This is a genomic window from Geodermatophilus sp. SYSU D00779 (assembly GCF_054050595.1).
The window spans coordinates 70,957-92,344 of sequence record NZ_JBJGZQ010000024.1 but is presented as its reverse complement, the minus strand read 5'-3'; the positions used below and the strand labels follow the sequence as shown (position 1 = coordinate 92,344).

Sequence of the window (21,388 nt, the reverse complement as noted above, 5' to 3'; positions counted from 1 at the left end):
GCGCCGATGGTACTGCTCCGGGAACGGAGTGGGAGAGTAGGACGCCGCCGGACAACTCCTCCATGAAGGGCCCTCACCGCCACGGTGAGGGCCCTTCATGCACTCCCGGCGCGGATCGGAGCGAGGCCCGCTGGGTCCAGCCTGCGTCAGGTGACCACGCGACGGGTGCCGGCGAAGGCGAGTGCGCCCAGGAGCGCGGCCAGAGCGAGCGGCAGGTCGACGGCGAGGGCCACCAGCGACTGGTCGGCGGACCAGCGACCGAGGTAGAGCCGGGCGCCCACCCAGGTGATGGGCACGGCGGCTCCGCCGAGGACGACGATGCCGCCGATGATGACGCCCCGGACACCGGTCGGGCCCCAGCGTTCGGACACCACGCTTATGCCCACGCCCGCCGCGATGAGCGCCAGCATCGGAGCACCGGAGACCGCGACCTGGGAGGAAGCGCCGTCGACGTCCGACGGTGGCGGCGTCCAGAACTGCAGACCCACCCCGACCCCCGGGCCCCGACTCGACGATGTCCCGGAGGGCCAGGACGACGCCGAAGCCGAGGGCCATGCCGACGGCGACCAGGCAGGTGCCCAGGAAGGAGCTCCGCCGCCTGGGACCGCGGCCCATCGCGAACGGCATCAACTGCGTCACCGCCTGGACGAAGACGACGAGCACGGTCGTGTAGAGGGTGGGGACGCCGCCGGTGGAGCCGTTCCCCCTCGAGGGAGCGGATGTCGATGACCTGCAGGTGATGAGCCGTGGAGGTGGCGTCCGGTCGGGGGCAGGCCCTGCCCACGCAACGTCGCTGTCACACGGTGCCGCTAGCGTGCGGGCTCCGCCCACGTCCGGAGGTCTCCCGCGTGCACCTCTCCCCGCACGAGCAGGAACGGCTGCTGCTCTCCTACGCCGCCGAGCTGGCCCGCCGACGGCGGGCGCGGGGGCTGCGGCTGAACCTCCCGGAGGCGACGGCGATCGTCACCGACCACGTCCTCGAGGGCGCCCGCGACGGCGTGCTGGTGGCCGAGCTGATGCAGTCCGGTCGCACGGTGCTCAGCCGGGACGACGTGATGGACGGCGTCCCGGAGCTGCTGGAGGAGGTGCAGGTGGAGGCGACCTTCCCGGACGGGACCAAGCTCGTGACCGTCCACCACCCCATCCCGTGATCCCCGGCGAGGTCATCCCGGCGGACGGCGTGCTCGAGACGCTCCCGGGCGTGCCGCGGATCGAGGTCGAGGTGACCAACACCGGCGACCGGCCGGTGCAGGTGGGGTCGCACTTCCACTTCGCGCAGGCCAACCGGGCGCTGGAGTTCGACCGCGCATCCGCGCACGGTCACCGCCTCGACGTCGCCGCGGGCACCGCCGTCCGCTTCGAGCCGGGGATCACCCGCACCGTGACCCTGGTGCCGTTGGCCGGGGCGCGCCTCGTCCCCGGCCTGACGACAGTCCCGGGAGGAGCGCGGCGAGGAACGAGCGAGGAGCGGACCGGGGCGCGGCGTCCGGCCGGTGGGCAGGGCCTGACCGCAGAGGGAGGGCGCGGCTGATGGTCCGGCTGTCCCGCGAGCGCTACGCCCAGCTGTACGGCCCCACGACCGGCGACCGCATCCGGCTGGCCGACACCGACCTGCTCGTCGAGGTGGAGGAGGACCGCTGCGGCGGCCCGGGCCGGGCCGGCGAGGAGGCGGTGTTCGGCGGCGGCAAGGTGATCCGCGAGTCGATGGGCCAGGGCCGGGCCACCCGCGCCGAGGGCGCGCCGGACCTGGTGGTCACCGGCGCCGTCGTCCTCGACCACTGGGGCATCGTCAAGGCCGACGTCGGCGTCCGCGACGGCCGGATCGTGGCGCTGGGCAAGGCGGGCAACCCCGACACGATGGACGGCGTCCACCCCGACCTGGTCATCGGGCCGGGCACCGAGGTGCTCGCCGGCAACGGCCGGATCCTCACCGCCGGCGGCATCGACTGCCACGTGCACTTCATCTGCCCGCAGATCGTCCCGACGGCGCTCGGCTCGGGCGTGACGACGCTCATCGGCGGCGGCACCGGGCCGGCCGAGGGCTCGAAGGCCACGACCATCACCCCGGGCGACTGGTACCTGGCCCGGATGCTCGAGGCGATGGACCCGTGGCCGGTCAACGTCGCGCTGCTGGGCAAGGGCAACACCGTCTCGCACGAGTCGATGGAGGAGCAGCTCCGCGGCGGGGCGAGCGGCTTCAAGTTGCACGAGGACTGGGGCTCCACGCCCGCGGCGATCGACGCCTGCCTCACCGTGGCCGGGCGCAACGGCGTCCCCGTGGCGCTGCACTCGGACACCCTGAACGAGGCCGGGTTCGTCGAGGACACCCTGGCCGCGATCGCCGGCCGGAGCATCCACGCGTACCACACCGAGGGCGCAGGGGGCGGCCACGCGCCCGACATCATCACCGTCGCCGGCCACCCGAACGTCCTGCCGAGCAGCACCAACCCGACCCGGCCGCACACGGTGAACACCCTCGACGAGCACCTCGACATGCTCATGGTCTGCCACCACCTGGACAGCTCCGTGCCCGAGGACCTGGCCTTCGCCGAGAGCCGCATCCGGCCGACGACGATCGCCGCCGAGGACCTGCTGCACGACCTCGGGGCCATCTCGATGATCGGCTCGGACGCGCAGGCGATGGGGCGGGTCGGCGAGGTCGTCCTGCGCACCTGGCAGACCGCGCACGTGCTGAAGCGCAAGCGGGGGGCGCTGGCCGGGGACGGCGCGGCGGACAACCTGCGGGCGCGCCGCTACGTCGCCAAGTACACGATCTGCCCGGCCGTGGCGCACGGGATCGACGGCGAGGTCGGCTCGGTCGAGCCCGGCAAGCTCGCCGACCTGGTGCTGTGGGACCCGCGGTTCTTCGGCGTCCGGCCGCACGCGGTGCTCAAGGGCGGCGTCATCGCCTGGGCGCAGATGGGCGACGCCAACGCCTCCATCCCCACCCCGCAGCCGCAGCTGCCGCGGCCGATGTTCGGGGCGTACGGCCGGGTGCCGGCGCGGACGTCGCTGCACTTCGTCGCACCGGCCGCCGTGGAGGCGGGGCTCGCGGACCGGCTCGCCGTCGACCGGCGGCTGGTCGCCGTCACCGACACCACGCGGCTGACCAAGGCCGACATGCCGGAGAACACCGCACTGCCGGAGATCCGGGTGGACCCCGACACCTTCACCGTGCGGGTGGACGGCGAGGTGTGGGAGCCCGAGCCGGTGCGCGAGCTGCCGATGGCACAGCGGTACTTCCTCTTCTGATGACGGCAGCGCTCCTGACCCTGGCCGACTCCCGGCTGCCGGCCGGCGGGCACACGCACTCCGGCGGCGTGGAACAGGCGATCGCGGCGGGGGTCGTGCACGACCCGGTGACGCTCACGGCGTTCCTGCGGCGTCGCCTGCACACGGCGGGTGCCGTGGCTGCCGGCCTGGCGGCCGCCGCGTGCGCCGGGGGTGACCTCGCGGCGCTGGACGCCGAGGCCGATGCGCGCGCACCGAGCCCGGCGCTCCGGGCGGCGTCCCGGCAGCAGGGGCGCGGACTCGTCCGCGTGGGGCGGCGCGCCTGGCCCTCGCCGGCCTGGGACGCGCTGCCCGAGCGGCCGCACTCCCCGCTCGCCCTGGGCGTCGCCGCCGCGGTGGCCGGGCTGACCCCGCGGGACGCCGCCGCGGCCGCCGCGTACCTGTCGGTCAGCGGTCCGGCGACCGCCGCCCAGCGGCTGCTGGCCATGGACCCGCTCGCCGTCGCCGCCCTCACCGCCCGCCTGGCCCCGGAGATCGACGAGGTCGCCGCGGTGGACGGCGTCCCGGCTGCGGCGGACCCCCTGCTCGACCTGCTGGCCGAGGTGCACGCCGCACGGAGGGACCGGTTCTTCGCTTCATGAGCCCCACTGGGAGTTCCCATGCCGCCTGACCACAACCTGGACGACTACGTCGACGCGCCCGTGCCGCACCGGCACGGGGGACCCCTGCGGGTCGGCCTCGGCGGACCCGTGGGCTCCGGCAAGACGGCGCTGGCCGCGGCGCTGTGCCGCACGCTGGGGCCGGAGTACGACCTCGCCGTCGTGACCAACGACATCTACACGACCGAGGACGCCGACTTCCTGCGCCGCAACGCCGTCCTCCCCGACGACCGGATCGAGGCGGTGCAGACGGGGTGCTGCCCGCACACCGCGATCCGCGACGACATCACCGCCAACCTCGACGCCGTCGAGCTGCTCGAGGCCCGGCACCCGGGGCTGGAGCTGGTGCTCGTCGAGTCCGGCGGGGACAACCTGACCGCCAGTTTCAGCTACGGCCTGGTCGACGTGCAGGTGTTCGTCGTCGACGTGGCCGGCGGCGACAAGGTGCCGCGCAAGGGCGGACCCGGGGTCACCGCCGCCGACCTGCTGGTGGTCAACAAGACCGACCTCGCCCCGCTGGTCGGCGCCGACCTGGGGGTCATGCGGCGGGACGCGGACGCGGTGCGCGGCGGCAAGCCGACGCTGCTCGTCTCGCTGCGGGAGGACCCGAGCGCCGCCGCGGTGGCCGACTGGGTGCGCGAGCAGGTGCGGGTCCGCGTGGCCGCGGGCGGGAACAGGACGCAGGCGTGAGCACCGCAGCGAGGAACGGGTCCGGAGCGGAGCGGCTGCGGGGTGGAGCCGGACGATGAGGACGCTCGTCGAGGTCGTCGCCTGCCGCGGCCCCGGCGGGCGCACCGTGCTGCCGGTGGTGCGCGCGGGCGGGCAGTACGCCGTCCGCCGGACCGGGCCGGGGACGGTGCACCTCGTCGCCACCGCCTTCGGCCCGCTCGGCGGGGACGACGTGACGGTCCGGCTGGTCGTGGAGGACGGCGCCCGGCTGTGCGTGCGCTCGGTCGCCGCCGCGGTCGCGCTGCCCTCCCGCGGCGCCGCCCGGCCGTCGGTGCAGCGCATCCGCGCCACCGTGGCCGGTGAGCTCGACCTGGCGCCGGAGCCGACCGTCGTCGCCGCGCGCGCCCGGCACGTCGCGGAGCTGGAGGCGGAGCTCGGGCCCGGCGGCGTGCTCACCGCGACGGAGCAGGTGCTGCTCGGGCGGCGGGGCGAGGAGCCCGGCCGCTGGACCGGCACGACCCGAGTGGTCCGCGCCGGCCGGCCGCTGCTGCACACCACGGTCGACCTCGGGCCGGGCGCCCCGGCCTGGCTTCCACCGGTGGCCCCGCGGGCGTACGCCTCCACCGTGCACACGGGCAGCCACGAGCGGCCGGTCGCCACGGGGGAGGACGCCGTCCGGCTGCCGCTGCCCGGCGGGTGGACGGCGACGGCGTGGGGCACCGAGCTGCACCGGGTCGCCGGTGCGGTGGCCGACCTCACCGCGCCCGAGCGGGAGACCGCCTGAGGGGGTCGCGAGCCCACCGACGGGCAGAGCAGCGTGACCCACCGCCGTCCGCACCTGCCGGGGGACGGCGACGGCGCTCCCCTCCCCGGGGTCCTCGCAGGCCCGGGGACGCCGACGGGTCGGCCTCCCTGCAGGGGCCGCCGCGAGCCTGCGAGCGAAAGGGCAGGGAGGCCCTCGTTCTCAGCTGCGCTGCTCCCCCTCCTCGCGGGCGGCCTGGTCGAGCACCTGGGGGTCGTCCTGGACGCCGCCCGCGGGGTCGGCGTTGCCGAGGGCCGTCTCGGCGGGCAGCTGCTCGACGTGCTCGCGGGCGCGCTCGCGCAGGTCGTCGGTGGGTTCGGACACGGGTCCTCCTCGGGAGCGACTGGTCGGACGCCGGTGCCCTACCCACCCCGTGCCACAGTGACCCCCGCGCGACCCTGCGACCGGCGAGGAGCCCGATGAGCGATCCCACCCGCCTGCCCGACCTGGCCAGCCGCGCGCTGGGCGGAGCGGTCGTCGCGGCCAACGACGAGTCCTTCGCCGCCAAGGAGAACCTGGTGCTGCCGCACCCGGCCCAGGCGCTGCCCGGCTTCGGCCACCGCGGCAAGGAGTACGACGGCTGGGAGACCCGGCGCCGGCGCTCCCCGGGGTCGGACTGGGCGATCGTCCGCCTGGGCGTGCCGGGGATCGTGTCGGTGGTCGTGGTCGACACCGCGCACTTCACCGGCAACTTCCCGCCGCAGGCGTCGGTCGAGTGCGCAGCGGTCGAGGGCCACCCCACCGTCGCCGAGCTGGAGCGCGCCGACTGGCAGCCGCTCCTGCCGCTGTCGGACCTCGCCGGCGACGCGGCCAACACCTTCCCGGTCGACTCGGCCCGGCGGGTCACCCACGTGCGGTTGACCATCGCGCCCGACGGCGGCGTGGCCCGGCTGCGGGTGCACGGCACCGCCGTCCCCGACCCGCGCCTGCTGGACGCCGGCCCGGTCGACCTGGCCGCGCTGGAGAACGGCGCCCTGGTGACCGGGGTGAGCGACGCCTTCTACGGCCGCCCGGTGCAGCTCGTGTCGCCGGGGCTCGCCCGGTCGATGGGGGAGGGCTGGGAGACCCGCCGGCGGCGCGGGGAGGGCAACGACTGGGTGGAGCTGTCGCTGGCCTGCGAGGGCGTGGTCACCCTCGCCGAGCTGGACACCTCGTACTTCCTGGGCAACGCGCCCGGATCGGCGTCCCTCACGGGCAGCGGCCCGGACGGCGAGGTCGTCGTCCTGCCGCGGACCCGGCTGCAGCCCGACACCCGGCACCGCTTCGTCCTCGACGGCGGTCCAGGCGCTGGAGGTCCTGCAGGGGGCAGGGGTGGCGCCGGCCGAGGCCGGCCGGCTGGTCGGGGCCCGCCCCCTGGGCGCGGACCTGCCCCCGCCGGTGGCCCGGCTGGTGCAGGGGCGCGGGCGGTGAGCGAAGCGGTCCGGTGCACCGGGGGCCGCCGCTAGGGTTCGCCCGTGCCGCGCCGCCTCCTGCTGCTCGCCGTCGCGCCCGTGCTGGGGCTCGGCCTGACCGCCTGCGGCTCGTCGATCGGGCAGGACGAGCTGGAGACACAGGTCTCCAGCACCCTCGAGTCCCAGTTCGGCGTCGCCGCTGACGTCTCCTGCCCCGGCGACCTCGACGCCGAGGTGGACGCCACGACCGAGTGCTCGGCCATCGATCCGGACACCGGCGAGAAGATCGGGCTGCGGATCACCGTCACCTCGGTCGAGGGCGACACGGCGGACTTCGCCATCGAGCCGGTCGACTGACCGGCACCCTCGGCTGAGTCGGGGATGGCATACGCGTCCGAGCCGTGGTCGGAGCTCTACGTCGCCATGGCGGGGGCCGCCGCCGCGCTGCTCGGCCTGCTGTTCGTCGCCGTCTCCATCAACCTCGAGCAGGTGCTGCGGATCGCCTGACTGCCGTTGCGAGCCGGGGAGACCCTCGGGGTGCTGGTGGTCCTGCTGACGACCGCGGTCTTCGTGCTCGTCCCGGGCCAGTCCCCGACGGCACTCGGGCTGGAGCTGGGCGGTACCGGCCTGGTGCTGATCGCCTGCGACGGGGCGCTGCGGGTCCGACGGGGGCGGCCCGCGGGCGCGCAGGCACGCAGCATCGTCGTCCCCGCGGTGATCGTGGCCTGCACCGGTGCGCCCCTGGTGACGGCGGGCGCGACGCTGGTCGCGGGCGCCGGCGGCGGGCTGTACTGGACGGTGCCCGCACTGGTGGCCGGTTTCGCGGGCGCCGTGTTCAACGCGTGGGTGCTGCTGGTCGAGATCCTGCGCTGACACCTGACCGGGACCACAGCGGGCCGGATGCGACCCGTGGAGACCGCCGCCGTCCTGCTGGTGCACGACGCCGAGCTGCGCGCCGCCGGCGTGCCCGTGGGGCTGGGCGTGGACGGGTCCTCGTCGGCGGACTCCGCGTCGCTGCGGCTGGAGGCCCGGACGGCGATGCTGCAGGGCGAGCCGCGGCACGGCGCGGGCGCGATGTCGGCCCGGGCGGTGGCGAACGCCGGGCCCTCACCGTCGCGGAGATGGCCGTCAGAGGGCTGTGGCGAGGGCCTCGAGGTCGTCGACCGTGGCGTCCAGGTGCGGCGAGACGCGCAGCACCGGTCCGGTCATCTCGTCCGGCGCCCGCTGCGGGCCGATCGCGGTCGTGACGATGCCGTGCTCGGTGAGCAGCCGGGCCCGGGTGGTGACGACGTCGACGCCGTCCGGCGGGCGCAGCGTCGTCGTGGCGGTCGGCTCGTCGAGGGGCTCGACCACCCTCCAGCCGGCCGCACCCTCGAGCACCTCGCGGGCGGCCCGGCCCAGCGCGGCCAGCCGCTCGCGCACCCGGACCGGCCCCACGGCCAGGTGCTCGCCCACGGCCAGGACCAGCCCGACCCGGCCGGCGACGTGCGCCTCCCCGGACTCGAAGGCCCGCAGCGGCGGGACGTCGTCCGGCGGGGTCAGGAGCGGGGTGAGCTCGGCGGTGACCGCCGGCCGCACGCACAGCAGGCCCACCCCGCGCGGCCCGGCCAGCCACTTGCGCGAGGTCGAGTAGACGACGTCGGCGCCCAGGTCGGTGTCGACGTGCCCCAGCGACTGCGCGGCGTCGAGGACCAGCGGCACACCGGCCTCGCGGCACAGCGCGGCGACCTCGGCGGCCGGCTGGATGACGCCGCGGTGGCTGGCGACGTGGGTCAGGTGCACCACCCGCGGCGGGTCGCCCGCCAGCAGCCGGGCCACGCCGTCGAGGTCGGCCCGCCCGAGGTCGTCGACCGGCAGGTGCTCGACGGACAGCCCCGCGGCGCGCAGCTGCGCCGCGTTGGGCGCGTACTCGCCGGGCAGGCACGCCACCCGCGCCCCGGCCGGCAACCGCCACCCGGCGAGCAGCGTGGCCAGCGCGGCCTGCGCGGACTCGACGAAGGCGACGTCCGCGGCGGCCATCCCGACCAGCCCGCCGATCACCGACCGGCCCTGCTGCAGCAGCTCCTCGGCGGTCGCCTCGGCCACGTAGCCGCCGAGCTCCGCCTCGTGCCGGGCGTGGTGGGCGACGGCCTCCAGCACCCGGTGGCCCTGCCGGCTGCACGCCGCGCTGTCCAGGTGCCGGCCCGCCGGGCGGGGCCGGGCCGAGCGCCACGCGGCGCCGAGGTCCTCGTGGACGAGGGCGGGATGGAGCGTCGTCACGCCCCCACGCTAGAAGAAGGACCTCCTGCTCCCCACCGTGGAAGGGCCCCGCCCTCCCCGCCCCTCGCTCCGCTCGGGGCGGTGCCCTGGACGGGGGGGCGGCGGCGGGTCCGTGCAGGGGGGCCGTCAGGCCAGCACGCCGCGGGCGACGGAGTCCCCGGAGTGGGTCGGGTCGCCGTCCAGCGGCTCGACGGAGACGTCGACGACGGGGAACTCGGTGAGGTCGACGCCGGGGGGCACGTCCAGGGTGACCTCGCTGCCGCTCCGGAGCACCCCCAGGGAGTACATGTCCTCGACCGACTCGTCGATCAGCCACACCTCGTAGAAGCCGTCCGTCAGGTCCGCGGCGCTGAGGTCGAGCTGGAGCACGCGGGTGCCGTCGTCGCGCTCCAGCACGCGGGCCTCGCCGGTGGCGCCGCTGTCGTCGAGCGGGTCGAGGGCGGCCGCGGCCACGGTCTGGCCGCCGTCGTCCCCCGTGCCGAGGGCGACCGCTCCCGCGCCGATGCCGACGCCGACGACCAGGGACGCCGCGGCGGCGAGCAGCAGCCGCGAGCGCCGGGTGCGCAGCGGCACGACCGGCGCCGGGGCGGGGGTCGGCGCCGGCGGGACGACGGCGTGCGGCGGGCCGGCCGGGGCCGCGGCCACCGCCTCGGGGCGCGGCACGGTGGTGACCCCGGTGGCGGCGGCGATCCCCGCCCACACACCCGGCGGCGGGAGGACGGCGGCACCAGGCGCGGCCAGCTGGGGGACGGCGAGCGCGTCGACCGCGCGGCGCAGCGAGGCGACCTCCGCGCGGCACTGCGCGCAGGAGTCGAGGTGGGTGGCGTCGTCGGCGGGCAGCGGCTCGTGCAGCGCCGCCAGCGCGAGCTGCTCAGGCGTGCAGTGCCGCACCGTCCACCTCCAACCGTGACCTCAGGCGTTCGAGGGTGCGCCGGATGTGGGACTTCACCGTGCCGAGCGGCAGCCCGGTGCGGTCGGCGATCTGGGTGTGGGTGAGGTCCTCGAAGAAGGCCAGCTCGATGATGCCCCGCTGCGGCTGGCCCAGTTGCTCCAGCTCGCCGAGCAGCAGCACCCGGTCGGCGACGGCGGTGTCGACCTGCGGCCCGGTGCCCTCCGTCGCCGAGCGGGCCTGGGTGACCGCGGCCTCGGCGGCGCGGCGCTGCCGGTCGCGCCGGGCCCAGGTGTCGGCGATCTTGTGCCGGCAGATGCCGACCAGCCAGGCCGCCAGCGGGCCCTGCTCGGGGCGGTAGCCGCGGCGGCCGGTCCAGGCGGAGACGAAGACCTGCTGGGTGACGTCCTCGGCGTCCGGACCCGGGCCGAAGGCGCGCACCGCCATGCCGTGGACCTGCCCGGCGAAGCGCTCGTAGGCCCAGGCCAGCGCCTGCTCGTCACCGGCGGCGAACCGGCGGCCGACCTCGGCGTCGTCGGGCCCGGGGTCGGCGTCCCGCAGCGGTGCGACGTCCGGGGGCACCCGCCCGACCCTAGCCGTCCGGGCTGCCGGCAGCCCGGTCACGGCAGCGGCCCGGCCCGGTCTGCGGCGACCACGGGTCCCCGGTGGGGACACCCGTGTCCGGACGGCGTGTCGCCACCGCGACTCCATGATCGTCAGCGGGTGTGGCCTCCCTGCAGCGGCCCGCACCGAGCCTGCGAGGGGTGGGGGGCAGGGAGGTCCTTCCGGGAGAGCGAGACGCCGAAGTCACCATCGGGGTCGGTCCACCACCGCGTCATGCGCAGGCCCGCCGCCGCCAGCTCGGCCTCGACCCGCTCGCGGCGGAACTTCGCCGAGACCTCGGTGCGCAACTCCTCACCGGCGGCGAACCGGACGTCGAGGCCGAGTGCCGGGACGTGCACCACCTGGTCGGTCAGCGAGCGCAGCCGCATCTCGATCCACTCGTGCTCGGCGTCCCACACGGAGACGTGCTCGAAGGCAGCGGGGTCGAAGTCGGCGCCCAGCTCGCGGTCCAGCACGCGCAGCACGTTGCGGTTGAACTCCGCGGTGACCCCCGCGGCGTCGTCGTAGGCCCGCACCAGCCGGGCCGGGTCCTTGACCAGGTCGGTGCCGAGCAGGAAGGAGTCCCCGGGCTGCAGCGTGCCGGCCAGGTCGTCGAGGAACGCCGCCCGCGCCTCCGGCTCCAGGTTGCCGATGGTCGAGCCGAGGAAGGCCACCAGCCGGCGTCCCGACCGCGGCAGCTCGCCCAGGTGCCGGGTGAAGTCGCCGACGACCGCCGCCACCTCCACGCCGGGGTACTCGGCGGTGATCGCCGCCCCGGCCGCCTGCAGCACCGACGGGTCGACGTCGCAGGGCACGAACCGGCGCAGCGTGCCGGCGTCGCGCAGCGCGTCCAGCAGCAGCCGGGTCTTCTCCGACGTCCCGCTGCCGAGCTCCACCAGGACGTCGGCGACCGACGCGGCGGCGATCTCGGGCGCGTGCGCGGCGAGCACGGCCCGCTCGGCGCGGGTCGGGTAGTACTCCGGCAGCCGGGTGATCTCGTCGAACAGCTCGCTGCCCCGCTCGTCGTAGAACCACCGCGGCGGCAGGGTCTTCGGCGTGGCGGTCAGGCCGGCGCGGGCGTCGGCGCGCAGCGCGTCCGCGGCGTCCTCGGGGGCGAGGTGGTTGGTGAGCGAGATCGACACGGTGCTCCAGTGCTCGTCGGCGGCCGGCAGGGTGGATCAGGACAGCGGCGTGGTGGTCAGGCCGTCGGGGGTGACCTCGACCAGCGACCGGTCGGGGACGTCGGTCCACCGCGGGTCGTCGTCCCACGGCTCGCTGGCCAGCGCGGTGCCGTCGGCGGTGACCAGCGCCGACAGCGTGTCGCCCCAGGTGGTGGCCAGCAGGCGGGTGCCGTCGGCGGCGAGCAGGTTCAGCCGGGCGCCGGGGTCCGCGGCACCCACCTCGCGCACCGTGTCGGCCAGGGCGTCGAGGCCCCGGTCGAACACCAGCGCGGCCAGCAGCGCGCTGTCGACGGTCGACTCGGCGTCCCGGACCGGCGGCAGCACCGCGCGGTCCACCCGGCCGTTGTGCGACAGCAGCCACCGCCCGTCGGTGAACGGCGCCGCCGCGCTCTCCTCCAGCGGCATCCCGACGGTGGCCGAGCGGACGGCGGCCACCACGCACCCGGAGGAGAGCACCGGCGCGACCGAGGCGAACGACGGGTCGCCCCACAGCGGCCGCGCCGAGCGCCAGCGGGCCGGCTGTGCCCGGCCGGGGGAGAAGAAACCCACGCCCCAGCCGTCGGCGTTGACCGTGCCGTACCGCTGGCGGCGCGGCGCCCAGGACTGCACGAGCAGCGAGGACGGCGGCTCGAGCACCAGCTCGGCCAGCGTCCGCGGCCGGCCGAGCCAGGCGAGGTGGCGGCACATGCCTAGGCGTCCCAGGCCAGCCGGAAGCCGCTGAAGACCTGCCGGCGGATCGGGTGGTCCCAGTTGCGGAAGCTCGGCCGCAGGATCGAGGCGTCCACCGCCCACGAGCCGCCGCGCAGCACCTTGTAGTCGCCGCCGAAGAACGGCGCGGAGTAGTCGGCGTAGAGCATCGGCCGGAAGCCGGGCCAGGGGGTGAAGTCCGAGGAGGTCCACTCCCAGACGTCGCCCACCATCTGCTCGACGCCGTAGGAGCTGGCGCCGGCGGGGTAGGCGCCCACCGGGGCCGGGCGCAGCGCGTCGCCGCCGAGGTTGGCCAGGGCGGGCGACGGCTCGGCCGACCCCCACGGGAAGCGGCGGCGCCGCTGCGCGGCCGGGTCCCAGACGGCGGCCTTCTCCCACTCCACCTCGGTGGGCAGCCGCGCCCCGGCCGGGGCCGTTCCCGTCGCCCCGGCCCAGGCCGCGTACGCCTCGGCCTCGACGTACGTGACGTGCTGGACCGGCTCGTCGGGAGGAACGGTCTCGACGACGCCGAAGCGGGTGCGGGTGCCGTCGGCGCCCCAGAACTGCGGGCGCTCCAGCCCGGCCTCGACCCGGTACGCCCAGCCGCGATCGGACCACCAGCGCCGGTCGTCGTAGCCGCCGTCGGCGACGAAGGCGGCGTACTCGGCGTTGGTCACCGGCACCCGGCCGATGCGGAACGGCGGGACGTCGACCCGGTGCGCCGGCCGCTCGTTGTCCAGGGAGAACGGCTCGTCGGCGGCGTCCACGCCCAGGACGAACCCCCCGCCGGGCACGGGCACCGACGTGCCGGCCACCCCCGGCCGGCCCGGCGGCAGCGGCGTCCCGGCGCCCAGCAGCGGCGGGCCGACGCGCAGGTTGAGCGCCTGCAGCATCGTCTCGTCGTGCTGCTGCTCGTGGCTGACGACCATCGCGAAGTCGAACGGGTCGCCGTCGTCGTCCCGGCCGAGGCGGCCCAGCCGGTCGAGCACCCGGCCGCGCACCTCGCCGCAGAACGACCGCGCCTCCACCGGGGGCAGCAGCGGCAGCCGGGAGCGGACGGCGCGCGGGTGGGTGAACGCGTCGTAGAGCGCCTCGACGTCGGGCGGCAGCAGCCCCTGCCGGCGGGCGTCGCCGCGGCGCAGCAGCCAGAGGTCCTCCTGCTGGCCGACGTGGGCGAGGTCCCAGACCAGCGGGCTGAGCAGCGGGGTGTGCTGGCGCAGCAGCTCGGGCTCGTCGTGGTCGGTGAGCCGCAGCGTGCGCTGCCGGGCGGCCTCCAGGTCGCGGACGAGGGTCTCGGTCAGGTCGGTCACTGGGGAGCTCCCGTGGCGGAGAGGAGGGCGGCGGCGAGGCCACCGGCCCGGGCGGTGTCGAGCAGGGCGTCGCCGGGGCAGCGGCCCCGGTCGACGAGGTCGGCGAGCGCCTCCACCTCCGGCCGCAGGGCGGCGGGGACGGCGTCGCAGGCGGCGGCGAGGCAGGCGCGGGCCGCGGCGTGCAGCGCGGGGTCGGCCAGGCCCACGTGCGCGGCACGGTCCCAGGCGGTGGCGACCGGCAGGGTGGCCGCCGCGGCGTGCCCGGCCGCGACCGGGTCGTCGAGCAGCACCGTCGTCACCGCGGCCAGCGCCGGCCACCACGGCTCGGGCGCGGCGTCGAGGTAGCGGATCTCCAGGTAGCCGCGGGGGCGCACCGGCGGGAACAGCGTGGTCAGGTGGTAGTCGAGGTCGGCGGCGGAGGGCACCCGCCCGCCGAGGAGGACCTCGCCGGTGACCCACTCGGCGAAGCTGACCCGTTCGCCGACCGGCGCGGCCCCGCCGTCGGGGTCGCGCACCAGCATCACCGGCGCGGCCAGCGCGTACGCGGCCCACTCGCCCGCCGGGTCGGCGCCACCGAGCAACGGCCCGCAGCGGGCCTGGTCGAGGTCGCTCCAGACCCGCTGCCGGTGCGACACCCAGCCGGTCGGCCGGCCGTCGGCGAGCGGGGAGCAGGCCGCGACGGCGACCAGGGTGGGCCCCAGCTGGTGGGCCAGGGACACCCGCTCGCTCCAGCCCGCGCACGGCCCGGCGTCCAGGTTGACCTGCAGCGCGGCGGTGCCGGCCATCATCGCCGTCCCGGCCTCGGCGCAGCCGACGGCGGCGAAGTGCTCCTCCATCGCGGCGTAGCGGGGGGCCGGGCACACCCGGGCCGGCGGCCGCAGCGGGTCGGCGCCCACCGGGGCCACGGCCAGCCGCTCGGCGGCCAGGGCCGCGGCGAGCGCGTCGCGGTCGGCCCGCAGCGCCGCCACAGCGGCGGCGACGTCCGTGCACGGCGGGCCGGACAGCTCCACCTGGCCGCCGGGCTCGAGGGTGACCCGGCTGCCGCCGGGGAGCGCGGGCAGCGCGTCGACCAGGTCGCGGATCCGCTGCCAGGGCACGCGCGACGCGGGCGCGTCGAGGTCGACCAGGTGCGCCTCGAGCTCCAGGCCGACCGGACCGACCGGGCCCGGGCGCAGCGCCGCGCCGGTGACGTGCGCGACGGCGGCCTCCAGGTCGTGGACGACCGTGGGTTCCTCGGTGACCGGGGCCACGGGCCCCACCCCCCTCCAGGTCCGGACCGGTCGACGACGACCGCGGGTCGGTGCGGGGGCGGCCCGTCCTGCGGCCGTCCTCGGCCCCATCCTGCACGGGAGCACCGACGGAACGCACGATCCGGCAGCGCCCAACCGGTGTCCGCGTCAGGATCGTCGGGTGGACGTCGACCGGGACCGGGATCCCGCAGGCCGGGCGCGCAACGCTCGGCCGCGTGACGCGCTGGGGCGCCCCCTGCCGCGCGGCGCCGTGGGGGAGGAGCGGGCACCGGAGGGCGTGCTGCGCACGCCGGACCAGGCGCTCGCCGAGGCCCAGGAGCTGCTGGACGCCGGGCGGCCCTTCCACGCCCACGAGGTGCTCGAGGACGCGTGGAAGTCCGCGCCGGACCCCGAGCGGCAGCTGTGGCGCGGGTTGGCCCAGCTCGCCGTGGGCCTGACCCACGTGGCGCGGGGCAACGACCGCGGCGCCGAGCGGCTGCTGGAGCGCGGCGCGGGCAACGTCGCCGCCTACGCCGACGCCCCGCCGCACGGCATCGACGTCGCGGGCCTGGTCGCCTGGGGCCGGGCGCTGGCCGCCGCGCCGCCGTCGTCCCGCGACGCCGCCGCGCTCGCGCCCCGCCTGCGGACGGAGTGACCCTGCCCCCGCCCGCGTGCCGGGGCTCCCGCGGCCGGGTAGGGACCGGGGGTGACGAACCGACGACGGGCGGACGCCCTGCGGGCGGGAGCCGTGGTGCTGGCGGCGATCGCCCAGATCGCCGGCAGCCCGCTCGGCTCGGCGCTCGCCGGGCGCAGCGTGGGCGAGGTCAGCGACGCGACCCGCGCGCTGATCACCCCGGCCGGCTACGCCTTCTCGATCTGGGGACCGGTCTTCGCCCTGGCGCTGGCCTGGGCGGTCTACCAGGCCCTCCCCGGGCAGCGGGACCGCGCGGTGCACCGGGCGACCGGCTGGCCCCTGGCCGCGGCGTTCGCCGGGAACGCCGCCTGGGAACTGCTGTTCCCGCAGGTGGGTGACCGCGTGCCGGTCCTCCCCGCGGTGCTCCTCTTCGCGATCGTCGCCGCCGCGGCGACGGCCTGGGCGCGGCTGCAGGCCATGCCGCTCACCGGGCTGGCGCGGCTGCTCCCGGCGGCGGTCACCGGGTTGCTCCTCGGCTGGGTGACGCTCGCCTCGGCGGTGCAGGTCGCCAGCGCCGGCGTCGCGCTCGGGGCGCCGGCCCACGGTGCGGCGGCGCAGGTGTGGTCGGTCGTCGCGCTCGGGGCGGTCGCGGCCCTCGGGGCGGCGCTCGTGCTGGTCGCCCGGGTGGCGGCCGGGCCGTTCGCCCTCGCGGTCGTCTGGGGCCTGGTCGCGGTCGCCGTCGACGGCGGGCCGGGCGTGGTGACCGTCGCCGCCGTGGGCGCCGCGGTCGTCGTGGCCGCGGCCCTGGCAGTCCGGGTGGCCGGACGGCGGGAGCGCGGCGCACTGCTGGTCGGCTGAGGGAGGACTCCCCCGCCCCCGCCGGTCGCAGGCCCGCGGCAGGACCGCGCCGGTGCACGTGGCCTGGCCGCAGCTCGACCCGGGGCGGCGGCCCGGGCATCGTGGTACCCAACACCCACCTGCAGACGACGGCCGTGCGGGCGGGCGGGGATGGGAGGCTGGGCGTGAGGAGCTACGAGGCGGCGGCGCGGATCGACGCGAGCCCGGAGCAGGTGTGGACGCTGCTGGTCGACGTGGGCAGCTGGCGGGACTGGGACTCCGGCGTCGACCGGGTGGACGGCCGGGTCGCGCTCGGCGAGGAGCTGACGCTCTACGCCACGATGATCCGCGACCGCCCCTTCTCGGTGACGGTGACCGAGATCCGCCCGCGCGAGGTCATGCGCTGGCGCGGCGGGTTGCCGCTGGGGCTGGCGGTCATCGAGCGCACCTACCACCTCGACGCGCAGGAGGACGGCAGCACGGTGCTCACCGTCCGCGAGGACCACACCGGCCCGCTGGCCGCGCTGCTCGCCCGCTCGACGCCGGACCTGAACCCCTCCTTCCGCCAGTTCTGCGAGGGGCTCAAGGCCCGCGCCGAGGGGCGCACCTCCCGGCCCAGCGGCTGACCGGCGTCCGTGACCACTGTGACCGAAAGCACCCCTGCGGGTGGTTCGGTGTCACGATGGGGGACGCCATGAGCACTGAGACCGCTGCCACGCCCAGCACCGACGACACCGCCCTCGGCGAGCCGGCCACGCCGCCTCGCGGGCCGGTCACGTCGGCGTCGTACTCGATCACCGTGCGGCTCACCGCCGACGGCGACCCGGCCTCCATCGGCCGGATCGCGACCGCGGTCGGCTCGGCCGGCGGCGCGGTGACCGCGATCGACGTCGTCGACTCCCGCTCCGACGGGCTCACCGTCGACGTCACCTGCTCGGCCGCGGACGCCGCGCACTCCGAGGAGATGGTCGACGCGCTGCGGGCCGTCCCCGGGGTCACGGTCCGCAAGGTCAGCGACCGCACCTTCCTGCTGCACCTGGGCGGCAAGCTCGAGGTCGCCTCGCGGGTGCCGCTGAAGACCCGCGACGACCTGTCGATGGCCTACACCCCGGGCGTGGCGAGGGTCTGCCTGGCGCTGGCCGACAACCCCGACGACGTCCGCCGGCTGACCATCAAGGGCAACACCGTCGCCGTGGTCACCGACGGCTCCGCGGTCCTGGGGCTCGGCGACATCGGCCCGGGCGCCGCGATGCCGGTCATGGAGGGCAAGGCGGTCCTGTTCAAGCGGTTCGCCGACATCGACGCCTGGCCGATCTGCCTGGACACCCAGGACGTCGACGAGATCGTCCGCACCGTCGAGCTGATCGCCCCTGGCTTCGGCGGCATCAACCTCGAGGACATCGCCGCCCCGCGCTGCTTCGAGATCGAGGCCAGGCTGCGCGAGAAGCTCGACATCCCGGTGTTCCACGACGACCAGCACGGGACGGCGATCGTCGCGCTGGCCGCGCTGCGCAACGCCCTGCGCGTCGTCGACAAGCGGCTCGAGGACGTGAAGATCGTGGTCGCCGGCGGTGGCGCGGCCGGGACGGCGATCGTGCACCTGATGCTCAAGGCCGGCGCCCGGCACGTGCTGGTGTGGGACCGCGAGGGGATCCTCTCGCCGGACGACGAGCGGCTCTCGCCGGCCAAGCGGGACCTGGCCGAGCGCACCAACCCCGGGTGCGTGCGCGGCGAGCTGCCCGACGCGCTCGACGGCGCCGACGTGTTCATCGGCGTCAGCGCCGGCAACGTGCTGCCGGTCGAGGCGCTCGCGCGGATGGCGCCGCAGGCCGTCGTCTTCCCCATGGCCAACCCGACGCCCGAGGTCGACCCGGTGCGGGCCCGGCAGCACGCCGCCGTCGTCGCCTCGGGCCGCTCGGACCTGCCGAACCAGATCAACAACGTGCTGGCGTTCCCCGGCGTCTTCCGCGGGCTGCTCGACGCGCGGGCCCGGGAGATCAGCGACGGGATGCTGCTGGCCGCGGCGGAGGCGATCGCCGGCGTGGTCACCGACGACCAGCTCAACGCCAACTACATCATCCCGAGCGTCTTCGACCCCGCCGTCACGTCGGCCGTCGCCGCCGCGGTGGCCGATCAGGCGCGGCACGAGCCCGGCGCGACCGCCCCGGTGAGCGAGGTGGAGACCCTCACCACGCAGTAGCGCCACCGCTCGGCACCCTGCGCGATCACGGCGCCGTGACCGCCCGCCCCACCGCGGGCGCGGTCACGGCGCCATGATCGCCGGCTGACCGTCAGTCCTCGTCGGCCGGTCGCGACTCCTCCGGCTCGAAGGTGTCGGCCTCGCCGCGGCCCATCCCCACGCCGGTGTCGGCCGGGACCGACGACCCGGCGTCCTGGTCCGGCGCCGAGGGACGGGTCTCGTCCACCGGTGGGCGGCCCTGCGCGCTCTCGGTCATGTCCGCGCCTCCTCGTGCATCACGCTGTCGTCCTCCGGACTCCGACCGCGGCCAGGTGCCGTACCCCGCTGCGCGGAGCCGCTGCGTCCCTCCTCGGGGAGGCCCCCGACCTCCCACCCGTCGGTACCCCCGCTCGTCGGTACCACTCGATGGGGGACGGCGCGAGACGTCCTCCCGCGGCATAGTGGCCGGGTGCCCGAGTTGCCCGAGGTGGAGGCGCTGACCGCGTTCCTGCGTGAGCACGCGGTCGGCCGCGTGGTGACCCGCGTCGACCTGGCCGCCGTCCAGGCGATCAAGACCTTCGACCCGCCGCTGTCGGCGCTGGGCGGGCTGGAGCTCACCGGCGTCGCCCGGCACGGCAAGTTCCTCGACCTCGACGTCTCCGGGCTGCACCTCGTCGTCCACCTGGCGCGGGCGGGCTGGCTGCACTGGCGCACCGGGCTGCCCACGGCCCCGCCCAAGCCGGGCAAGGGGCCGCTGGCGCTGCGCGTGCACCTCGACTCCCAGGACGGGACCCCGCCCGACGGCTTCGACCTCACCGAGCAGGGCACCCGCAAGGGCCTGGCGGTCCACGTCGTCCGCTCGCCGGCCGAGGTGCCGGGCGTCGCGCGGCTCGGGCCCGACGCGCTGGAGGTCGACCGGGACGCCTTCGTGGCGCTGCTGGCCGGGCGCAGCGGGCAGCTCAAGGGCGCACTCACCGACCAGACGCTGCTCGCCGGCATCGGCAACGCCTACTCCGACGAGATCCTGCACGCCGCGCGGCTCTCGCCGTTCAAGATGGCCGACAAGCTCACCGACGACGAGGCCCTGCGCCTCTACGACGCGATGCGGGCGACCCTCACCGACGCGCTCGAGCGCCAGGTCGGGCAGCAGGCGGCCACGATGAAGGGCGAGAAGCGCTCAGGGCTGCAGGTGCACGCCCGCACCGGCCTGCCCTGCCCGGTGTGCGGCGACACCGTCCGCGAGGTGAGCTTCGCCGACACCTCGCTGCAGTACTGCCCGACCTGCCAGACCGGAGGCAAGCCACTGGCCGACCGGCGGATGTCCAAGCTGCTGCGCTGAAGGAGGACCCCGCTGCCCCCGTCCAGGGGAGGCGCACGTGGCGACCTCGACGCGACGTCCGGGGCGCCCCGGCAGCCGGCATCGAGGTGGTCCGGCTGCGTCGGCCCGGCCACCGGCCGGACCCCGAGGGCGCGACCCCGCAGGTCGAGGCGGCGGACCCCCCGAGGTGGTCCGGCTGCTGGGCTAGTCGCTCGACCGGCGGGCGGTCAGCCAGGACGCCGCTCGCGCCACGACCGAGCTGCCGGCCCCGCCGTCCCCGGTCTCGGCCGGCTCGTCGGCGGGCGAGCCGACCTCCGACCACCAGTCGGTCAGCGCCGGCGGCGCCAGGACGTCGACCCGCTGGCCCGGCCGCGGCACCGCCACCCGCACCTCCGAGCGCTCCGCCGCGGCGCACAGCCGCTGCACGGGTTCGGCCCAGCGGTGGAACGCCAGGTTGAACGTCGCCCAGTGCACCGGCACCAGCAACCCGCCACCGAGGTCGCCGTGCGCCCGGACGGCCTCCTCCGGCGTCATGTGGATGAGGGCCCAGGCGTCGTTGTAGGCGCCGATCGGCAGCAGGGTCAGGTCGAAGGGGCCCAGCAGCGCGCCGATCTGGGCGAACGCCGGGGTGTAGCCGGTGTCGCCGCCGAAGAAGACCCGGTGCCGCGGCCCGGCGACCACCCAGGACGCCCACAGCGTCGTGTCCCGGGTGAGGAACCGGCCGGAGAAGTGCCGCGCCTCGGTGCAGGTGAGCGTCAGGCCGGCGATCCGCACCGCGCCGTCCCAGTCCAGCTCGACGACGCGCTCCTCCGGCACGCCCCAGCCGCGCAGGTGCGCACCCAGCCCCAGCGGGACGACGAACGGCGCGGCCTGGGTGCGCAGCAGGCCGCGCACCGTGGGCAGGTCGAGGTGGTCGTAGTGGTCGTGCGAGACGAGGACGGCGTCGACCTGCGGCAGCTCCTCCAGCGGCAGGGGCGTCGGGTGCAGCCGGGTCGGCCCGACCAGCGGGGACGGCGACACCCGCTCGCCCCACACCGGGTCGACCAGCACCCGCCGGCCGTCGACCTCGAGCAGCGCGCTGGAGTGGCCGAACCAGGTCACCGCGAGCTCACCCGCCTCCACGGGCAGCTCCGGGCGGGTCACCGGCACCGGACGCGCCGGCAGGCCGGTGTCCCGCTCCTCGTGCATCTGCCGCAGCAGGCCGCGCTGTGCGCTGGCCGGCGGCCGCGCCGGGGTGCTCAGCCGGTTGTGGAAGCGCCCGTCGGCGAACTGCGGCGAGCCGGCGGCGGAGGTCTGGACCTCGCGCTGGCTGGCGCCCAGGGCGGTGGGCAGCCCCCAGGCGGCGCGGGCGACCCACGCGGCGGGTCCGGCGAGGGTGGCGGCGAGGGCCAGGCTGGTGCGGCGGGCGGCGGAGGACGGCACGACCGCCAGCATCCCAGCCGCGGAGGGGGAGGCGACGTCCGCCGCGAGGGTGACACGCCCCGGCCGACGGCGGTTGCCCGGGAGGCTG

The 21,388-nt window shown here is 76.7% G+C and carries 26 protein-coding genes; 15 read left to right on the top strand and 11 right to left on the bottom strand.

Annotated features, from left to right (window positions below; all coding sequences use genetic code 11):
• Nucleotides 1-146 precede the first annotated feature (146 nt).
• The gene (locus ACI79G_RS18690) at nt 147-410 is read right to left on the bottom strand and encodes a hypothetical protein (RefSeq protein ID WP_456882599.1); all 264 of its coding nucleotides are present in this window, start codon (nt 408-410) and stop codon (nt 147-149) included.
• A 438-nt stretch (nt 411-848) separates the two neighbouring features.
• Here ACI79G_RS18690 and ACI79G_RS18685 point away from each other — a divergent pair, with 438 nt between their 5' ends.
• Genes ACI79G_RS18685 through ACI79G_RS18660 form a run of 6 tightly spaced genes read left to right on the top strand, consistent with a single transcriptional unit; the run spans nt 849 to nt 5,343 of the window.
• Complete coding sequence (locus ACI79G_RS18685) at nt 849-1,151, top strand: urease subunit gamma (RefSeq protein ID WP_456882598.1); 303 nt, start codon at nt 849-851, stop codon at nt 1,149-1,151.
• The gene (locus tag ACI79G_RS18680) at nt 1,148-1,531 is read left to right on the top strand and encodes an urease subunit beta (protein ID WP_456882597.1); all 384 of its coding nucleotides are present in this window, start codon (nt 1,148-1,150) and stop codon (nt 1,529-1,531) included. The genes ACI79G_RS18685 and ACI79G_RS18680 overlap by 4 nt, the downstream gene beginning before the upstream one ends.
• The gene (locus tag ACI79G_RS18675; protein WP_456882596.1) at nt 1,531-3,252 is read left to right on the top strand and encodes an urease subunit alpha; all 1,722 of its coding nucleotides are present in this window, start codon (nt 1,531-1,533) and stop codon (nt 3,250-3,252) included. The genes ACI79G_RS18680 and ACI79G_RS18675 overlap by 1 nt, the downstream gene beginning before the upstream one ends.
• On the top strand, nt 3,252-3,872 hold the full coding sequence (locus ACI79G_RS18670) for an urease accessory protein UreF (protein ID WP_456882595.1): 621 nt from the start codon (nt 3,252-3,254) through the stop codon (nt 3,870-3,872). The genes ACI79G_RS18675 and ACI79G_RS18670 overlap by 1 nt, the downstream gene beginning before the upstream one ends.
• Before the next feature lie 18 nt (nt 3,873-3,890).
• A complete protein-coding gene (ureG, locus tag ACI79G_RS18665; protein WP_456882594.1) occupies nt 3,891-4,580 on the top strand; it encodes an urease accessory protein UreG in 690 nt (229 codons plus the stop codon).
• Nucleotides 4,581-4,635: 55 nt separating this feature from the next.
• On the top strand, nt 4,636-5,343 hold the full coding sequence (locus ACI79G_RS18660) for an urease accessory protein UreD (protein WP_456882593.1): 708 nt from the start codon (nt 4,636-4,638) through the stop codon (nt 5,341-5,343).
• Between the two features lie 180 nt (nt 5,344-5,523).
• Here the strand turns inward: ACI79G_RS18660 and ACI79G_RS18655 are convergent, their stop codons facing one another.
• Nucleotides 5,524-5,685 (bottom strand): hypothetical protein, encoded by a 162-nt coding sequence (locus ACI79G_RS18655; RefSeq protein ID WP_175479678.1) that lies wholly within the window; start codon nt 5,683-5,685, stop codon nt 5,524-5,526.
• A gap of 95 nt (nt 5,686-5,780) precedes the next feature.
• Here ACI79G_RS18655 and alc point away from each other — a divergent pair, with 95 nt between their 5' ends.
• The 4 genes from alc to ACI79G_RS18635 are packed head-to-tail and all read left to right on the top strand — an operon-like array spanning nt 5,781 to nt 7,625.
• The gene (alc, locus tag ACI79G_RS18650) at nt 5,781-6,806 is read left to right on the top strand and encodes an allantoicase (RefSeq protein ID WP_456882592.1); all 1,026 of its coding nucleotides are present in this window, start codon (nt 5,781-5,783) and stop codon (nt 6,804-6,806) included.
• Between the two features lie 9 nt (nt 6,807-6,815).
• Nucleotides 6,816-7,109 (top strand): DUF4333 domain-containing protein, encoded by a 294-nt coding sequence (locus tag ACI79G_RS18645; protein ID WP_456882591.1) that lies wholly within the window; start codon nt 6,816-6,818, stop codon nt 7,107-7,109.
• Between the two features lie 24 nt (nt 7,110-7,133).
• Nucleotides 7,134-7,259: a hypothetical protein gene (locus ACI79G_RS18640; RefSeq protein ID WP_456882590.1), complete on the top strand. Its 126-nt coding sequence runs from the start codon at nt 7,134-7,136 to the stop codon at nt 7,257-7,259.
• A gap of 30 nt (nt 7,260-7,289) precedes the next feature.
• Nucleotides 7,290-7,625, top strand: a complete 336-nt coding sequence (locus ACI79G_RS18635) for a hypothetical protein (protein ID WP_456882589.1) — start codon at nt 7,290-7,292, stop codon at nt 7,623-7,625.
• A gap of 255 nt (nt 7,626-7,880) precedes the next feature.
• On the opposite strand, the gene egtE is transcribed toward ACI79G_RS18635, so the two are convergent.
• The 7 genes from egtE to egtA form a co-directional block, all read right to left on the bottom strand.
• Complete coding sequence (gene egtE, locus ACI79G_RS18630) at nt 7,881-9,011, bottom strand: ergothioneine biosynthesis PLP-dependent enzyme EgtE (RefSeq protein WP_456882588.1); 1,131 nt, start codon at nt 9,009-9,011, stop codon at nt 7,881-7,883.
• A 126-nt stretch (nt 9,012-9,137) separates the two neighbouring features.
• Complete coding sequence (locus tag ACI79G_RS18625; RefSeq protein WP_456882587.1) at nt 9,138-9,902, bottom strand: anti-sigma factor domain-containing protein; 765 nt, start codon at nt 9,900-9,902, stop codon at nt 9,138-9,140.
• Nucleotides 9,883-10,482, bottom strand: coding sequence for an RNA polymerase sigma factor (locus ACI79G_RS18620; RefSeq protein ID WP_456882586.1), 600 nt, complete (start codon nt 10,480-10,482; stop codon nt 9,883-9,885). The genes ACI79G_RS18625 and ACI79G_RS18620 overlap by 20 nt, the downstream gene beginning before the upstream one ends.
• A gap of 134 nt (nt 10,483-10,616) precedes the next feature.
• Nucleotides 10,617-11,645 carry an L-histidine N(alpha)-methyltransferase gene (gene egtD, locus ACI79G_RS18615; RefSeq protein ID WP_456882585.1) on the bottom strand — a complete coding sequence of 343 codons (1,029 nt, stop codon included), beginning with the start codon at nt 11,643-11,645 and terminating at the stop codon, nt 10,617-10,619.
• A gap of 36 nt (nt 11,646-11,681) precedes the next feature.
• Nucleotides 11,682-12,371: an ergothioneine biosynthesis protein EgtC gene (gene egtC / locus ACI79G_RS18610; protein WP_456882584.1), complete on the bottom strand. Its 690-nt coding sequence runs from the start codon at nt 12,369-12,371 to the stop codon at nt 11,682-11,684.
• Between the two features lie 2 nt (nt 12,372-12,373).
• Entirely contained in the window at nt 12,374-13,681 is a 1,308-nt protein-coding gene (gene egtB, locus ACI79G_RS18605) for an ergothioneine biosynthesis protein EgtB (RefSeq protein ID WP_456882583.1), read from the bottom strand.
• Nucleotides 13,678-14,931, bottom strand: coding sequence for an ergothioneine biosynthesis glutamate--cysteine ligase EgtA (gene egtA, locus ACI79G_RS18600; RefSeq protein WP_456882582.1), 1,254 nt, complete (start codon nt 14,929-14,931; stop codon nt 13,678-13,680). Before egtA ends, egtB begins: the two co-directional genes overlap by 4 nt.
• A 160-nt stretch (nt 14,932-15,091) precedes the next feature.
• Between egtA and ACI79G_RS18595 the strand changes: the two genes are divergently transcribed.
• The 4 genes from ACI79G_RS18595 to ACI79G_RS18580 all read left to right on the top strand — a co-directional run bounded on the left by ACI79G_RS18595 (nt 15,092) and on the right by ACI79G_RS18580 (nt 18,581).
• Entirely contained in the window at nt 15,092-15,565 is a 474-nt protein-coding gene (locus ACI79G_RS18595; RefSeq protein ID WP_456882581.1) for a DUF309 domain-containing protein, read from the top strand.
• Nucleotides 15,566-15,616: 51 nt separating this feature from the next.
• Nucleotides 15,617-16,402 carry a hypothetical protein gene (locus tag ACI79G_RS18590; protein ID WP_456882580.1) on the top strand — a complete coding sequence of 262 codons (786 nt, stop codon included), beginning with the start codon at nt 15,617-15,619 and terminating at the stop codon, nt 16,400-16,402.
• A gap of 164 nt (nt 16,403-16,566) precedes the next feature.
• Nucleotides 16,567-17,007 carry an SRPBCC domain-containing protein gene (locus ACI79G_RS18585; protein WP_456882579.1) on the top strand — a complete coding sequence of 147 codons (441 nt, stop codon included), beginning with the start codon at nt 16,567-16,569 and terminating at the stop codon, nt 17,005-17,007.
• A 68-nt stretch (nt 17,008-17,075) separates the two neighbouring features.
• Nucleotides 17,076-18,581, top strand: coding sequence for a malic enzyme-like NAD(P)-binding protein (locus ACI79G_RS18580; RefSeq protein WP_456882578.1), 1,506 nt, complete (start codon nt 17,076-17,078; stop codon nt 18,579-18,581).
• Nucleotides 18,582-18,672: 91 nt separating this feature from the next.
• Here ACI79G_RS18580 and ACI79G_RS18575 read toward each other — a convergent pair whose 3' ends face one another.
• On the bottom strand, nt 18,673-18,837 hold the full coding sequence (locus ACI79G_RS18575; RefSeq protein WP_456882577.1) for a hypothetical protein: 165 nt from the start codon (nt 18,835-18,837) through the stop codon (nt 18,673-18,675).
• 192 nt (nt 18,838-19,029) lie between these two features.
• Between ACI79G_RS18575 and ACI79G_RS18570 the strand changes: the two genes are divergently transcribed.
• Nucleotides 19,030-19,899 carry an Fpg/Nei family DNA glycosylase gene (locus ACI79G_RS18570; RefSeq protein WP_456882576.1) on the top strand — a complete coding sequence of 290 codons (870 nt, stop codon included), beginning with the start codon at nt 19,030-19,032 and terminating at the stop codon, nt 19,897-19,899.
• 183 nt (nt 19,900-20,082) lie between these two features.
• On the opposite strand, the gene ACI79G_RS18565 is transcribed toward ACI79G_RS18570, so the two are convergent.
• Entirely contained in the window at nt 20,083-21,300 is a 1,218-nt protein-coding gene (locus ACI79G_RS18565) for an MBL fold metallo-hydrolase (protein WP_456882575.1), read from the bottom strand.
• Nucleotides 21,301-21,388: the final 88 nt, after the last annotated feature.

Coding starts and splice junctions, on each gene's coding strand:
- ACI79G_RS18690 (WP_456882599.1), bottom strand. CDS start 410: ATGCTGGCGCTCATCGCGGCGGGCGTGGGCATAAGCGTGGTGTCCGAA.
- ACI79G_RS18675 (WP_456882596.1), top strand. CDS start 1,531: ATGGTCCGGCTGTCCCGCGAGCGCTACGCCCAGCTGTACGGCCCCACG.
- ACI79G_RS18670 (WP_456882595.1), top strand. CDS start 3,252: ATGACGGCAGCGCTCCTGACCCTGGCCGACTCCCGGCTGCCGGCCGGC.
- ureG (WP_456882594.1), top strand. CDS start 3,891: ATGCCGCCTGACCACAACCTGGACGACTACGTCGACGCGCCCGTGCCG.
- ACI79G_RS18660 (WP_456882593.1), top strand. CDS start 4,636: ATGAGGACGCTCGTCGAGGTCGTCGCCTGCCGCGGCCCCGGCGGGCGC.
- alc (WP_456882592.1), top strand. CDS start 5,781: ATGAGCGATCCCACCCGCCTGCCCGACCTGGCCAGCCGCGCGCTGGGC.
- ACI79G_RS18640 (WP_456882590.1), top strand. CDS start 7,134: ATGGCATACGCGTCCGAGCCGTGGTCGGAGCTCTACGTCGCCATGGCG.
- egtC (WP_456882584.1), bottom strand. CDS start 12,371: ATGTGCCGCCACCTCGCCTGGCTCGGCCGGCCGCGGACGCTGGCCGAG.
- ACI79G_RS18580 (WP_456882578.1), top strand. CDS start 17,076: ATGAGCACTGAGACCGCTGCCACGCCCAGCACCGACGACACCGCCCTC.
- ACI79G_RS18575 (WP_456882577.1), bottom strand. CDS start 18,837: ATGACCGAGAGCGCGCAGGGCCGCCCACCGGTGGACGAGACCCGTCCC.